This is a genomic window from Luteimonas granuli (genome assembly GCF_007795095.1).
Classification (GTDB): Bacteria; Pseudomonadota; Gammaproteobacteria; order Xanthomonadales; family Xanthomonadaceae; genus Luteimonas; species Luteimonas granuli.
Window position 1 is genome coordinate 26,595 of sequence record NZ_CP042218.1, and the last position, 14,469, is coordinate 41,063.

7 protein-coding genes and 4 pseudogenes are annotated in these 14,469 nt (G+C 70.4%); 10 read left to right on the forward strand and 1 reads right to left on the reverse strand.

Annotation, left to right across the window (positions count from 1 at the left end):
* The first annotated feature begins 2 nt into the window (after positions 1–2).
* The 6 genes and pseudogenes from FPZ22_RS00140 (at position 3) to recJ (ending at position 8,400) form a co-directional block, all read left to right on the forward strand.
* Positions 3–1,901 carry an alpha/beta hydrolase family protein gene (locus FPZ22_RS00140; protein WP_144889186.1) on the forward strand — a complete coding sequence of 633 codons (1,899 nt, stop codon included), beginning with the start codon at positions 3–5 and terminating at the stop codon, positions 1,899–1,901.
* Between the two features lie 12 nt (positions 1,902–1,913).
* A pseudogene (gene carB / locus FPZ22_RS00145) lies at positions 1,914–5,160 on the forward strand (carbamoyl-phosphate synthase large subunit).
* Positions 5,157–5,630, forward strand: a pseudogene (gene greA / locus FPZ22_RS00150) (transcription elongation factor GreA). Before carB ends, greA begins: the two co-directional pseudogenes overlap by 4 nt.
* A 7-nt stretch (positions 5,631–5,637) precedes the next feature.
* Positions 5,638–5,796, forward strand: a complete 159-nt coding sequence (locus FPZ22_RS13490) for a hypothetical protein (RefSeq protein WP_168198881.1) — start codon at positions 5,638–5,640, stop codon at positions 5,794–5,796.
* Between the two features lie 122 nt (positions 5,797–5,918).
* A complete protein-coding gene (locus FPZ22_RS00155; RefSeq protein WP_144889188.1) occupies positions 5,919–6,578 on the forward strand; it encodes a hypothetical protein in 660 nt (219 codons plus the stop codon).
* Positions 6,575–8,400: pseudogene (gene recJ / locus FPZ22_RS00160) on the forward strand (single-stranded-DNA-specific exonuclease RecJ). The gene FPZ22_RS00155 and the pseudogene recJ overlap by 4 nt, the downstream one beginning before the upstream one ends.
* Here recJ and FPZ22_RS00165 read toward each other — a convergent pair.
* A complete protein-coding gene (locus tag FPZ22_RS00165) occupies positions 8,291–9,472 on the reverse strand; it encodes an acyltransferase family protein (RefSeq protein WP_210412679.1) in 1,182 nt (393 codons plus the stop codon). The pseudogene recJ and the gene FPZ22_RS00165 sit on opposite strands and share 110 nt — an antisense overlap.
* A gap of 158 nt (positions 9,473–9,630) precedes the next feature.
* Between FPZ22_RS00165 and FPZ22_RS00170 the strand changes: the two genes are divergently transcribed.
* The 4 genes and pseudogenes from FPZ22_RS00170 to FPZ22_RS00185 all read left to right on the forward strand — a co-directional run bounded on the left by FPZ22_RS00170 (position 9,631) and on the right by FPZ22_RS00185 (position 14,464).
* The gene (locus FPZ22_RS00170) at positions 9,631–10,518 is read left to right on the forward strand and encodes a LytTR family DNA-binding domain-containing protein (protein WP_144889190.1); all 888 of its coding nucleotides are present in this window, start codon (positions 9,631–9,633) and stop codon (positions 10,516–10,518) included.
* A gap of 75 nt (positions 10,519–10,593) precedes the next feature.
* Positions 10,594–11,723 (forward strand): annotated as a pseudogene (gene prfB, locus FPZ22_RS00175) (peptide chain release factor 2).
* Positions 11,724–11,757: 34 nt separating this feature from the next.
* The gene (lysS, locus tag FPZ22_RS00180) at positions 11,758–13,284 is read left to right on the forward strand and encodes a lysine--tRNA ligase (RefSeq protein ID WP_144889192.1); all 1,527 of its coding nucleotides are present in this window, start codon (positions 11,758–11,760) and stop codon (positions 13,282–13,284) included.
* Positions 13,285–13,420: 136 nt separating this feature from the next.
* The gene (locus FPZ22_RS00185) at positions 13,421–14,464 is read left to right on the forward strand and encodes an HD domain-containing phosphohydrolase (protein WP_246120956.1); all 1,044 of its coding nucleotides are present in this window, start codon (positions 13,421–13,423) and stop codon (positions 14,462–14,464) included.
* The last annotated feature ends 5 nt before the right edge of the window (positions 14,465–14,469 follow it).

Genomic DNA, 14,469 nt, shown 5'->3' on the forward strand with positions numbered 1-14,469 from the left:
GCATGAACAGATCGCTTGCCTGGGTCGCCGCGTTCGCGCTGCTGGTGGCGGGAGTGTTCCCGCCGCGGGCCGCCGCCGAGGTGCCGGTGGAAGACTTCTTCAGGGATCCTGCGTTCAGCTCGGTGAGCCTGTCGCCGACCGGCGAGTACATCGCCGTGTCGGTGCCCAGGGAGGATCGGACCATCCTGGTCGTGCTCCGCGTGTCCGACATGCAGCCGACCGGAAGCTGGGACCACGGGGCGAAGAAGCATGTCGATCGCGTGGTCTGGGTCAACGACAGGCGCTTCTTCATGTATGTCACGGAGAAGCTGGGCCGCTACGACTTCCGCGTCGGCACTCCCGACCTGTACGCCAGCGACATCGACGGCCGTGGCCGGCGGCTGATCCCGAACGGCGGCACCTACGAGATCATCGACACTCTGCCCGACGAGCCGGACCACATCCTCGTGGCCCGCTCCATCGAGTCGGCCTATCTGTCGAAGATGGACGTGCGCTCGGGTGACGTGCGCACGGTCGCCTTGGCACCGCTCCGCTACGCGAGCTTCCTGGTCGACCACGACGGCGCGCTCCGCTACGCGACCGGCGTGGAAGAGAACCAGGAGAGCGTCACGCTCCGCCGCGATGAAAACGGCTGGAAGGAGATCCATCGCGCCCCGATGGGCGAGGCCAGGCACACGCCGCACGGCTTCGACCGCGAGAACCGGCTCGTCTACACCTCGATCAGCGCCGAGGGCGAACCCGCCCGGCTCTATGCCGTCGATGCCGAGACCGGGGAGCGCACCCTGCTGTCGGAAAACGCGAACGTCGAGTCCGTCCGGCGCCTCTACAGCAGCGACGACCGCGAGCTCCTCGGCGTGGTCTACGAAGACGGCCTTCCACACATCGAGTTCGTAGACAGGGCACACCCCGAGGTCGCGACCTATGCGGCTCTGATCAAGGCCTTCCCCGAGCACGCGGTCAGCTTCCGGGGGATCAGCCGCGACGGGCGCCATGTGCTGCTGATGGCCTACAGCGACATCGACCCCGGCAGCTACTACCTGTTCGACCGCGAGACCAACCAGGCCCGCTTCCTGCTGGCCGCGCGCGACTGGATCGAGCCGGCGCGGATGTCGCCGATGCGTCCGTTCTCGTTCGTCGCCCGCGACGGCACGCCGGTGCATGGTTTCATCACCGTGCCGCGCCAGGGCAACGGCCGGAACCTGCCCATGGTGATGCTGCCGCACGGCGGCCCGCACGGCATCCGCGACGTCTGGGGCTTCAGCCCCGACGTCCAGTTCCTGGCCAGCAGGGGCTACGCGGTGCTGCAGGTGAACTTCCGCGGCTCGGGCGGCTATGGCAACGCCTTCGAGCGCAAGGGCTACCGCAACTGGGGCACGGACATGATCGACGACATGACCGATGCCGTCGAATGGGCCGTGAAGGAAGGCATCGCCGACCGCAACCGGATCTGCAGCTTCGGCGCCTCCTACGGCGGCTATGCCGCCCTGCAGAGCGTGGTGCGCGAGCCGGACCTCTACAGGTGCACCATCGGCTACGTCGGGGTGTACAGCCTGCCGCTGATGACCCGGGACGGGGACATCCCGCGCCAGAAGTCGGGTCGCGAATACCTGCAGCGCGTCCTGCCCGAGTCGGTGGCCGAGCAGCAGGCGCAGTCGGCCGCGTTCAACGTCGACCGGATCCGGGTGCCGGTGATGCTGGTCCACGGCGAGCGCGACGAGCGCGTCCCCATGTCCCAGTACCGCGCGCTCAGGAATGCGCTGGTCGCCGCCGGCCGGCCGCCGGAGGTGGAGCTCCTGGAGCCGAAGGAAGGCCACGGCTTCCAGGAGCTGAAGAACAACGTCCGCCTGTACACGGCCATCGAGGCCTTCCTTGACAGGCATATCGGCAACGCCGCCCCCTGAACTGAGACCCCCATGCCCAGGCGCACCGACCTCAAGACCATCCTCATCATCGGCGCAGGCCCGATCGTCATCGGCCAGGCCTGCGAGTTCGACTACTCCGGTGCCCAGGCCTGCAAGGCCCTGCGCGAGGAGGGCTACCGCGTGATACTGGTGAACTCCAACCCGGCCACGATCATGACCGACCCGGACACGGCCGATGCGGTCTACATCGAGCCGATCAACTGGCAGACGGTCGAGCGGATCATCGCCAAGGAAAGGCCGGACGCGCTGCTGCCGACCATGGGCGGGCAGACCGCGCTGAACTGCGCGCTGGACCTGGCCGACCACGGCGTGCTGGAGAAGTACGGCGTCGAACTGATCGGCGCCAGGCGCGACGCCATCCGCATGGCGGAGGACCGCGAGCTGTTCCGCGTGGCGATGCAGGAGATCGGCCTGGAGTGCCCGAAGGCCGGTGTCGCGAAGACCTTCGAGCAGGCGGTCGAGATCCAGGCCGTGGTCGGCTACCCGACCATCATCCGCCCGAGCTTCACCCTCGGCGGCAGCGGCGGCGGCATCGCCTACAACCGCGAGGAGTTCGAGGACATCGCGAAGCGCGGCCTCGAGCTGTCGCCGGTGGGCGAGATCCTGGTCGAGGAGTCGGTGCTGGGCTGGAAGGAGTTCGAGATGGAAGTGGTCCGCGACACCGCGGACAACTGCATCATCGTCTGCTCGATCGAGAACCTCGACGCGATGGGCGTGCACACGGGCGACTCGATCACCGTGGCGCCCGCGCAGACCCTCACCGACCGCGAGTACCAGCGGCTGCGCCAGGCCTCGATCGACGTGCTGCGCAAGATCGGCGTCGACACCGGCGGATCCAACGTCCAGTTCGGCATCAACGCCGAGACCGGCCGCGTGGTGGTGATCGAGATGAACCCGCGCGTGTCGCGTTCGTCGGCGCTGGCATCGAAGGCCACCGGCTTCCCGATCGCCAAGGTCGCGGCCAAGCTGGCGGTGGGCTACACGCTCGACGAGCTCAAGAACGAGATCACCGGCGGCAAGACACCGGCCTCGTTCGAACCGACGATCGACTACGTGGTCACCAAGATCCCGCGCTTCGCCTTCGAGAAGTTCCCGCAGGCCGATGCACGCCTGACCACCCAGATGAAATCGGTGGGCGAGGTGATGGCTATCGGCCGCACCTTCCAGGAGTCGCTGCAGAAGGCGCTGCGCGGGCTGGAGACCGGCAAGTCCGGCCTCGACCCCACGGGACTTGACCTCACGGGCGAGGAGGGCCAGGCGGCGCTGCGCCGCGAACTGCGCGAGCCGAAGCCAGAGCGTCTGTTCCATGTCGCCGACGCCTTCCGCGCCGGGATGACGGTGGAGGAGGTGTACGGCCTGTCGTGGATCGATCCGTGGTTCCTCGACCAGATCGAAGACATCGTCGCCGCCGAGCGCGAGGTCGCCGCCGGCGGCGTGGATGCGCTCGACGCCGCGCGCCTGCGTGCGCTCAAGCGCATGGGCTTCTCGGATGCCCGTCTGGCGCAGCTGGTCGGCGTCGAGGAGAAGGCCGTGCGCGCGCTCCGTCGCGCCTTCGGCATCCGGCCGGTGTACAAGCGAGTGGATTCCTGTGCCGCCGAGTTCGCCACCACCACCGCCTACCTGTATTCGACCTACGAGGAAGAGTGCGAGGCCGAGCCCACCGGGCGCGACAAGATCATGGTGCTCGGCGGTGGGCCGAACCGCATCGGCCAGGGCATCGAGTTCGACTACTGCTGCGTGCATGCCGCGCTCGCCCTGCGCGAGGACGGCTACGAGACCATCATGGTCAACTGCAATCCGGAGACGGTCTCCACCGACTACGACACCTCGGACCGCCTGTACTTCGAGCCGGTGACCCTGGAGGACGTGCTGGAGATCGTCGAACTCGAACGGCCGAAGGGCGTGATCGTGCATTACGGCGGTCAGACGCCGCTGAAGCTGGCGCGCGCGCTCGAGGCGAACGGCGTGCCGATCATCGGCACCTCGCCGGACTCGATCGACCTGGCCGAGGATCGCGAGCGCTTCCAGAAGCTGGTCGACCGGCTGGGCCTGAAGCAGCCGCCCAACCGCACCGCGCGGAGCGCGGAGGAAGCGCTGGTGCTGGCGCGCGAGATCGGCTACCCGCTCGTGGTGCGCCCGAGCTACGTGCTCGGCGGCCGCGCCATGGAAGTGGTGCACGCGGATGCCGACCTCGAACGCTACATGCGCGAGGCGGTGAAGGTGTCCAACGATTCGCCGGTGCTGCTCGACCGCTTCCTGGACAACGCGGTTGAGGTCGACATCGACGTCATCGCCGACGCCGACGGCCAGGTGCTGATCGGCGGGGTGATGGAGCACATCGAGGAGGCCGGCGTGCACTCGGGCGATTCGTCGTGCTCGCTGCCGCCCTATTCGCTGTCGGCCGGGACCCAGGCGAGGCTGCGCGAGCAGGTCGTGGCGATGGCCCGTGCGCTGCAGGTCGTCGGCCTGATGAACACCCAGTTCGCGGTGCAGCAGGACGACGAGGGCGAAGAGAGCATCTTCCTGCTCGAGGTCAACCCGCGCGCGTCGCGCACCGTGCCCCTTCGTCTCCAAGGCCACCGGTGTGCCGCTGGCGAAGATCGCCGCGCGCTGCATGGCCGGGAGGACGCTGGCGGAGCAGGGCGCGACGCGGGAGGTGGTGCCCGGCTACTACTCGGTGAAGGAGGCGATCTTCCCCTTCGCCAAGTTCCAGGGCGTCGACCCGATCCTGGGTCCGGAGATGCGTTCCACCGGCGAGGTCATGGGTGTGGGCCGGGACTTCGGCGCCGCGTTCGCACGCGCCCAGGAGGCGGCCGGCATCAAGGCGCCCAGGGCGGGCAAGGCCTTCGTCTCGGTGCGCGACCCGGACAAGAAGCGCGTGCCGCCGGTGGCGCGGGAACTCCTGGCGCGCGGCTTCACGCTGATCGCGACCGCGGGCACCGCGGCCCGGCTGCGCGAGCACGGCTTCGACTGCGAGCAGGTCAACAAGGTCGCGGAGGGCCGCCCGCACATCGTCGACCTGATCAAGAACGGCGACATCGCCTACATCGTCAACACCACCGAAGGGCGCCAGGCGATCGCGGATTCGTTCTCGATCCGCCGCGAGGCGCTGCAGCAGCGGGTGACCTATTCGACCACCATTGCCGGTGCGAAGGCCCTGCTGCATTCTCTTGAATATCGCGGCACCGGCCCGGTGTGGGCGCTGCACGAACTGCACGAGGAGCTTGAAAGGACATGAGACCACCGATCACGGCACAGGGGAGCGCAGCGCCTGCGCGCGGAGCTGGAGGAGCTGAAGAGCGTCCAGCGCCCTGCCGTCATCAACGCGATCGCCGAGGGCGCGCGCACGGCGACCTGAAGGAGAACGCCGAGTACCACGCCGCGCGCGAGCAGCAGGGCTTCATCGAGGGCCGCATCAAGCAGCTCGAGGGCGAGCTGTCCCATGCACAGGTGATCGACGTGACGTCGCTCAACGTCGGCGACAAGGTGGTGTTCGGCGCCACCGTGCAGCTGGCCGACGAGGAGACGGGCGAGGAGAAGCGCTACCAGATCGTCGGCGACCTCGAGGCCGACATCAGGCAGGGCCTGATCGCGATCTCTTCGCCGGTGGCGCGGGCGCTGATCGGCAGGCACGCCGGCGACGTCGTGACCATCGAGGCGCCCGGCGGCACCAGCGAGTACGAGATCGTCGAGGTCAGCTACGGCTGATCCGGCGATGCCGGTCTCCGACACCATCACCCTGCTGCTCCCGGCCGCCGCGCGGCTCGGGCGGCAGCGCCTGTCCGCCGCCGGCGCGCGCCGCTCGGCCGCGGCGACCGCCTGGACGATGGCGCGCCGGGAAGGCGGGCGCAGCTGCTGCGGCACTTCCCGCTGAGCGGCGAGGGCTGGCCGATCGCGGCCCTGTCGCGCCAGGCCGATGTCGGCGATGCCGCCGGCTCCGCCTGGCTGCGCGCCGATCCCGTATGGCTGCGGCCCGACATCAACGGCGTCCGGCTGATGGCGCATGGAATGGCCCTGGGCCTGACCCGGGAGGAATGCGACGAACTGTTGCCGGCCTTGCGCCCGTTGTTCGGGGACGCGGGCTTCGCGCTCGACGCGCCCCATCCCGAACGCTGGTACCTGCGGCTGCCGAAGGACGCGAAGGTGCCGGAGTTCTCCGATCCCGGTGATGCGCTGGGCGAGGATCTCTTCGACCACCTGGAGACCGGCCCCGAGTCCCGGCGCTGGCGCAGCCTGGCCAGCGAAGCCCAGGTGACGCTGCACAACCATCCGCTCAATGCACGCCGCGCGGCGCGCGGGCAGGCGCCGGTCAACGCGCTGTGGTTCTGGGGCGGCGGGCGGCTGCCCGCGGCGATGCCGGCGGTCGGCGCGACCGGCTTCAGCGACGACGACACCGCGCGTGCGCTCGCGGCCGCCGGTGGCCGCGGCGCTCCGCTGCCCGAACGCTTCGCCGGCGCCCCCGGCGTGTATGACCTCGAGGGCACCCGAGACCTGCAGTGGATCGAGCGCGACTGGCTGGCGCCGGCCCTGGTCGCGCTGCGCGCCGGTCGCGTCGCCGCCCTGCGGCTGGACGGCGGCGAAGGCTGGCGGCTCGAACTGCGGCGCTGGCACCGGCTGCGCGCCTGGCGCGGCGCAGCGGCCTGGCCGGGGCAGTGACGCCGGTCCGCAGGATCCGGCGCCGGCCGCTGCCCGAGGCGCCGGCGAACGCCGCCGCCTGGCCGCCCGAGGTCCCGCCGCTCCTGCGCCGCGTGTACGCCGCGCGCGGTGCCATCGACATCGCCTCGGCGCGTCCGCGCCTGGCCGCGCTGCTGCCGCCCGACGGACTGCTCGACCTCGATCGCGCCACCGCCCTGCTGGATTCGGCGATCACGGAGGGGCGTCGAATCCTGGTGGTCGGCGACTTCGACGCCGATGGCGCCACCGCCTGCGCCGTGGCGGTGCGCGGCCTGCGCATGCTCGGCGCGCGCGAGGTGCTGCACGCGGTGCCCAACCGCATGGCCCACGGCTACGGCCTGTCGCCGTCGCTGGTGGAGGAGCTGGCGCCGCTGCGCCCGGACCTGCTGGTCACCGTGGACCACGGCATCGCCTGCCACGCAGGCATCGACGCCGCGAAAGCCCTGGGCTGGAAGGTGCTCGTGACCGACCACCACCTGCCGGGCGAGCGGCTGCCCGCGGCGGATGCGATCGTCAATCCCAACCGTCCGGGCGATGGCTTCGGATCCAGGTCGCTGGCCGGGGTCGGCGTGATGTTCTACGTGCTGCTGGCGCTGCGCGCGCGCCTGCGCGCCGGAGGGCGCGTCGAGGGCAAGGGCCCGGACCTGGCGCAACTGCTCGACCTGGTCGCAGTCGGCACCGTCGCCGACCTCGTGCCGCTGGAGGCCAACAACCGGGCGCTGGTGGCGGCCGGCCTGCGCCGCCTGCGTGCCGGGCGCGGCTGTCCGGGGCTGGCGGCGCTGGTCGAGGTCTCCGGGCGCGAAGCGGCCCGACTGGATGCCGGCGACATCGGCTATGCGATCGGCCCGCGCCTGAACGCCGCCGGCCGCCTCGAGGACATGTCGCTGGGCATCGAATGCCTGCTGTGCGACGACCCGGTGCGGGCGCGGGAGTTGGCACAGCGTCTGGACGCCATCAATCGCGAGCGCAGGGCCGTGCAGCAAGCGATGCTGGATGAGGCCGAGCGGCGCTCTCGGTGCGGGCGCTGGACGCGCTCCTGCAGGGGCACGGCGCCGCGGCCGCCGTCTGTGCCCACGACGCCGGCTGGCATCCCGGCGTGGTCGGCCTGGTCGCCTCGAAGCTGAAGGAGCGGCTGCATCGGCCGGTGGTCGCGTTCGCGCCTGCCGGGCCGGGCGCCGACATGCTGCGCGGATCGGCGCGATCGATCCCGGGCTTCCACATCCGCGATGCGCTCGCCGCGGTCGACGCCCGCCATCCCGGCCTGATCGAGCGATTCGGAGGCCATGCCATGGCCGCGGGGCTCAGCCTCGACGCGGGACACCTGCAGGCGTTCGAGGCGGCGTTCCAGGCCCATGCCGGAGCCATGCTCGACGCCGCCACCCTGGAGGCGACCCTCGACAGCGACGGCGAGCTGGCGCCGCACGAGTTCGACCGTGCGCACGCCGAGGCCCTGCGCGAGGGCGGCCCCTGGGGGCAGGGCTTCCCGGAGCCGCTGTTCGACGGCGAATTCGAGGTGCTGGACTGGCGGGTGGTCGGCGAACGTCACCTCCGCCTGAGCCTCCGCCGCGAGGGCGTCCGCGCGCCGCTGGTGGCAATCCATTTCGGCGGCTGGAGCGGCGAGGCGCCGCCGGCGCGGCTGCACCTCGCCTACCGGCTGACGGCCGACGACTACCGCGGCGGCGACGCCATCCAGCTCATCGTGGAGCACCGTGCGCCGGCCGGGTCGTTGCCGCCGCCGTCGCCGGCGCAGGCATCGCCGCCTTCAGGCCGAACAGCGGTCGCAGCAGCCGGACCCTGCGGATGAGTTCGTAGCCGGCGAAGGAGAGTGCGAAGGTGGCCAGCACCAGCAGCGGTCCCTCGAGCAGGGGGTGAGCTCCAGCGGCAGCAGCAGCCGCGAGATCACGATGATCAGGGTCTGGTGGAGGATGTAGACCGGGAACACGGCCTGCGTCAGGTAGCGCAGCACGGGGCCGTCGCCGGGGGCCAAGCGGCGTGCGAATCCGAGGACGGCGAGGATCGCGCACCACTGGTCCAGCCCCCATGTCGCGCGCATCGCCAGGCGCAGCCACTGCGGGGGGGGCGGCGTCGGCGAACAGGCCGAAGTAGACCGCGAGCCCCAGCCAGCTCCCCAGCCACAGCGCCAGCGCCGGCCAGCGCAGGCCTTCGATCGCGTTCCAGACGCCCTCGGCGCGCGCGACCAGGAAGCCGAGCAGGAACACCGGGAAATACTGGGCGTGGTTGTAGACGTCGTCGACCAGGGCGTGCGTGGAGGGGAACCTGCCCACCAGCGCCAGTCTCGCCAGCGCCAGGAACAGCACCGGCCAGGCCAGCACGCCGATCCCGGCGAGGAGCCGCGACAGGCGCTCGCCGGCGCCCTCCAGCCAGCGGGGCGCAAGCCGGACGAGCCCGTACAGCACCACCGTATAGACCCACAGGTAGGCCACGAACCACAGGTGGTTCCAGGTCGGCGTGGTGATGCATTCACTTCCGTCACAGACCTCGCCGGTCAGGTAGTCGCCGTAGAACTGCCCGTAACCGTCCGCGAAGCCGGCCTTTTCGACGATCTCGTAATAGGTCTGCGGCGGCACGACCAGGAACATGCCCACCGCCAGCGGCAGCAGCAGCCGCCACGAGCGCTGGCGCAGGAAGCCCGGCGCGTTCTTGCCGAGCAGATGGGCCGTGGCCACGCCGGACACCAGGAACAGCAGCGACAGGCGCCAGGGCGCGCTGAGCAGCATGAGGGGCTCGAGCGCCGGGCCCGCGTCGGGACTCTTCACGTGCCAGTCCCAGCTCACGTAATACATGCCGACGTGGTACAGCACGAGCAGTCCGAAGGCGCAGACGCGGACCCAGTCCAGATCGTGGCGACGTTGCATGGAGGGGATTCTCCAAGGGTGGGACTCCAGCCTGTCGCCGCGCCCGGGATCCGTGCCAGCGCCGGATGTCCGGAGGCGGACCCCGGGGACGAACCGCGGGTCCCGGGGGACGAATGGGACCGATTGCAGGGGCGGCTGGCGCCGTAGAATGCGCGTCCATGCCTGATCGCCCCGCCGCCGACGCGTATTCCCGCTTCCAGCCCTGGCGGCGCGCGTTCGAGACCGGTTTCTGGCTGGCGGCGACGCTGGTCAACGCGGTCGGCAACAGCGTCACGGTGCTCGTGGACCACCGCCGCGGCGGCCTGGAGTATGCGGCGTGGGAACCGGTCGTCTGGGAGTGGTCCAGCGGGCTGGCATGGCTGGCCCTGGTGCCGGCGATCGTCTGGTTCACGCGCAGGTTCCCGCTCCACTGGGACACCTGGTGGCGACAGCTTCCCTGGCACCTGCTCGCGAGCGTAGTGGTGTCGCTGCTCCACGTCCTCGGCATGGTGGCGATGCGGACGGCAGCCTACCGGCTGCAGGGAACCGGCTACGACTTCGGTCCCTGGCTGCCGGGCCTGGCCTACGAATACCTCAAGGATGCGCGCTCCTACCTGGTCATGGTCGGCATGATCGAGCTCTACCGGCTGGTGCTGCGCCGGATGCAGGGCGAGGCGCGCCTGCTCGATGCCCCCGACGCCGGGCCACCGGTCGAGCCGCTGGAGCGGCCCGAGCGCTTCCTGGTGCGCAAGCTCGGGCGCGAGTTCCTCGTGGCTGCGAAGGACATCGAATGGGCGCAGGCCTCGGGCAACTACGTGAACCTGCGCGTGGCCGGCCGCGACTATCCCTTGCGCAGCACCATGGCCGACCTCGAGGCGCGGCTGGACCCGGCGCTGTTCGCGCGCATCCACCGCAGCTACATCGTCAACCTCGACCGGGTGGCCTCGATCGAGCCGCTGGACACCGGCGACGCCCGCATCCACCTCGCCGACGGCACGCTGCTGCCCTGCAGCCGCCGCCATCGCGAAGGGCTCCGCGACCGCATCGCGTCCGCGGCGGCCGGCTGAGCGCTGTCCCGGGACATCCGGCCGGGCGCACGGAATTGCTAGAATCCGCGTCTTCCCACGTGGATCTACCGGCAGATGATGGAGCTCAATCCTGTCCGCCAGCGCATCGCCGACCTGAAGGGCCGGCTGGATGCGCTGAGGGGGTTTCTTTGACTACGACACCAAGCGCGAGCGCCTCGAGGAAGTAGAGCGCGAGCTCGAGAACCCCGACATCTGGAACGACCCCGAGCGCGCGCAGGCGCTCGGGCGCGAGCGCTCGACGCTCGACAAGACCGTCAACGGCATCCGCGACCTGACCGACGGCCTCGTCGGAGCCGCGGAACTCCTCGACCTGGCCGAATCCGAAGGCGACGAGGAGACCGCGCTGGCGGTCGAGGTCGACGTCGGGCGCTATGCCGGCCAGGTGGAGAAGCTGGAGTTCCAGCGGATGTTCTCCGGCAGGATGGACTCGGCCAACGCCTACCTTGACATCCAGGCCGGCGCCGGCGGCACCGAGGCACAGGACTGGGCCGAAATCCTGCTGCGCATGTACCTGCGCTGGGCCGAGAGCCGAGGCTGGAAGACCGAGATCATGGAGGCCAGCGGCGGCGACGTCGCCGGCATCAAGTCGGCCACGGTGCGGGTGGAAGGCGACTTCGCCCTACGGCTGGCTGAAGACCGAGACCGGCGTGCACCGCCTGGTGCGCAAGTCGCCGTTCGACTCCGACAACCGCCGCCACACCAGCTTCACCTCGGTGTTCGTGTCGCCGGAAGTCGACGACAGCATCGACATCCAGATCAACCCGGCCGACCTGAAGACCGACGTCTACCGGTCCTCGGGCGCCGGCGGCCAGCACGTCAACAAGACCGAATCGGCGGTGCGCATCACGCACGTGCCCACCGGCATCGTGGTCGCCTGCCAGACCGGCCGCAGCCAGCACTCCAACCGCGACACCGCGATGAAGATGCTGGCGGCCAAGCTGTACGAGCTGGAGATGCAGAAGCGCAACGCCGAGCGCGACGCGGTCGAGGCCACCAAGTCCGACATCGGCTGGGGCAGCCAGATCCGCAACTACGTGCTCGACCAGAGCCGGATCAAGGACCTGCGCACGGGCATCGAGCGCTCGGACACCCAGAACGTGCTCGACGGCGACCTCGACGAGTTCATCGAGGCCAGCCTGAAGTCCGGCCTCGAGGTCGGCTCCAAGCGTGTCGACGCCGTTTGACGCGATCCGCCCCCCTTCCCATTCCAGAGAGCCCATGACCACCGCCGCCCAGCCCCAGCCGCACGCCGACGAAAACGCCCTGATCGCCGAGCGCCGCGGCAAACTGGCCGCGCTTCGCGGGCAGGGCATCGCGTTCCCGAACGATTTCCACCGTGGCGACTACGCCGGCGACCTGCAGGACGAATACGCCGACGCCGAGACCTGGACTGCCGAAGCGCTCGAGGCCACCGGCCGCCGCGTGGCCGTGGCCGGGCGGATGCTGGCCAAGCGCGTGATGGGGAAGGCGGCCTTCGCGCAGATCCAGGACGTGAGCGGCCGCCTGCAGCTGTTCCTGCAGGCCAACGGGCTGGGCGAGGCCTACGACGCCTTCAAGGGCTGGGACGTGGGCGACATCGTCGCCGCCGAGGGCGGGCTCACGCGCACGCGCACCGGCGAGCTCTCGGTCAAGGTCGACCGCCTGCGCCTCCTGACCAAGTCGCTGCGCCCGCTGCCGGACAAGTGGCACGGCCTGGCCGACGTCGAGCAGCGCTACCGCCAGCGCTACGTCGACCTGATCGTGAACCCGGAGGCGCGCGACGTGTTCGTGGTGCGCTCGAAGGTGGTCGCGGCCATGCGCCGCTGGCTGGACGCGCGCCGCTTCCTGGAAGTGGAGACGCCGATGATGCACTACATCGCCGGCGGCGCCACCGCGCGTCCGTTCACCACCCACCACAACGCGCTCGACCTCGAGCTGTACCTGCGCGTGGCGCCCGAGCTCTATCTGAAGCGCCTGGTCGTCGGCGGCTTCGAGCGCGTGTACGAGATCAACCGCAACTTCCGCAACGAGGGTGTCAGCACCCGCCACAATCCCGAATTCACGATGCTCGAGCTGTACGAGGCCTATGCGACCTACACCGACATCATGGACCTGACCGAGGCGATGATCCGGGACATCGCGCTGGAGGCCACGGGCGGAACGCACTTCCACTGGGACGGCCACGACATCGACCTCGGGCCGGCCTTCCGCCGCTGGCGGATGGACGACGCGGTGCGGGAGCTCAACCCCGGGATCAGCGCCGCCGACTGCCGCGACCGCGACGCGCTGGCCGCGCACTGCCAGCGCCTGGGCATCCGCATCCAGCCGTCCTGGGGCTGGGGCAGGCTGCTGCTGGAGATTTTCGAGGCCACGGTGGAGGAGGGGCTGGTGCAACCGACCTTCATCACGCATTACCCGGTGGAAGTCTCGCCGCTCGCACGCGAGTCCGACGTCGAGCCCGGGATCACCGACCGCTTCGAACTGTTCATCGGCGGCAGGGAGATGGCCAACGGCTTCTCCGAGCTGAACGATGCCGAGGAGCAGGCCGCGCGCTTCCGCGCCCAGGTGGCGGCCAAGGCCGGCGGCGACGTCGAGGCGATGCACTACGACGCGGACTACATCCGCGCGCTCGAGGTGGGCCTGCCGCCGACCGGCGGCCTGGGCGTCGGCATCGACCGCCTGGTGATGCTGCTGACCGGCTCGTCCTCCATCCGCGACGTGCTGCTGTTCCCGTACATGCGCCCCGAAGGCGCGGGTGCCGAGTGACACATTCGGCCCCGGGGTCTCCGACCGATCCGCGATCTGACGTATCCTCCGGCCGGGAAGGGCCGCGACCGTGGACCCTGGGGGACATGATCCGGTGAACATCGTCATCGTCGACGACCAGACCTCTGCGCGCACCATGCTGCGGCACATCCTCGAGGACATCAGTCCGGAGCTGGAGGTGCTGGACTTCAGCGATCCGCAGGAAGCGCTGCGCTGGTGCGAGGACAACCGCCCGGACCTGCTGCTGCTCGACTACCGCATGCCGGTGATGGACGGCCTGGAGTTCGCCCGCCGCTTCCGCCGCCCGCTGCTGCACCGCGACGTGCCGATCGTGCTGGTGACCGTGGTCGGCGACGAACCCATCCGCCAGGCGGCGCTCGACGCCGGCGTGATCGACTTCCTGGTCAAGCCCGTGCGCCCGCGCGAGCTGCGCGCGCGCTGCCGCAACCTGCTCCAGCTCCGGCAGCAGGCCGAGTCGGTCAAGCAGCGCGCGCTGTCGCTCGAGCAGCGCCTGCTGTCGAGCATGCACGAGGTCGAGGAGCGGGAGCGCGAGACCCTGACCCGGCTGGCACGGGCGATCGCCTACCGCGACGCCGGCACCAGCGCCAACCTCGCGCGGCTGGCCGCGGTGGCCGGCATCGTCGCCGAAGGCCTGGGCCTGGGCGAGGACGAAGTCCGCACCATCGAGCTGGCGGCGCCGCTGCACGATATCGGCAAGATCGCGATCCCGGACGCCATTCTGCTCAAGCCCGGCCCGCTGACCGCGGACGAGATCCGGATCATGCGGCGGCATCCCGAGATCGGCCATGAGCTGCTGAAGGACAGCCAGAACCGGTTCGTGCAGATGAGCGCCAGCATCGCCCTGCGCCACCAGGAACGCTACGACGGCAGCGGCTATCCGGGTGGCCTGGCGGGCGAGGCGATCCCCCTGGAAGCGCGGGTGGTCGCGGTGGCCGACGTATTCGATGCACTGCTGTCCAAGCGACCGTACAAGCGCGCCTGGAGCATCGACGAAGTCTTCGACTACATGCTCGCCCAGAGCGGACGGCTGTTCGATCCGCGCTGCATCGACGCCCTGGTACGCGGCCGTGCGCGGGTCGAGGAGGCCTGCGCGCGGCATGCCACGGCGGTGACGGACGCCGCCGCGGGCGCGGCCCTCGTCGAGGCCGGCGAGGCCTGACGCGC

Excerpts from the sequence above, each read along its gene's own strand:
- lysS (WP_144889192.1), top strand. The coding sequence starts at position 11,758 with ATGACCACCGCCGCCCAGCCCCAGCCGCACGCCGACGAAAACGCCCTG.
- FPZ22_RS00185 (WP_246120956.1), top strand. The coding sequence starts at position 13,421 with ATGCTGCGGCACATCCTCGAGGACATCAGTCCGGAGCTGGAGGTGCTG.
- FPZ22_RS13490 (WP_168198881.1), top strand. The coding sequence starts at position 5,638 with ATGCCGGTCTCCGACACCATCACCCTGCTGCTCCCGGCCGCCGCGCGG.
- FPZ22_RS00170 (WP_144889190.1), top strand. The coding sequence starts at position 9,631 with ATGCCTGATCGCCCCGCCGCCGACGCGTATTCCCGCTTCCAGCCCTGG.
- FPZ22_RS00155 (WP_144889188.1), top strand. The coding sequence starts at position 5,919 with ATGGCGCATGGAATGGCCCTGGGCCTGACCCGGGAGGAATGCGACGAA.
- FPZ22_RS00140 (WP_144889186.1), top strand. The coding sequence starts at position 3 with ATGAACAGATCGCTTGCCTGGGTCGCCGCGTTCGCGCTGCTGGTGGCG.
- FPZ22_RS00165 (WP_210412679.1), bottom strand. The coding sequence starts at position 9,472 with ATGCAACGTCGCCACGATCTGGACTGGGTCCGCGTCTGCGCCTTCGGA.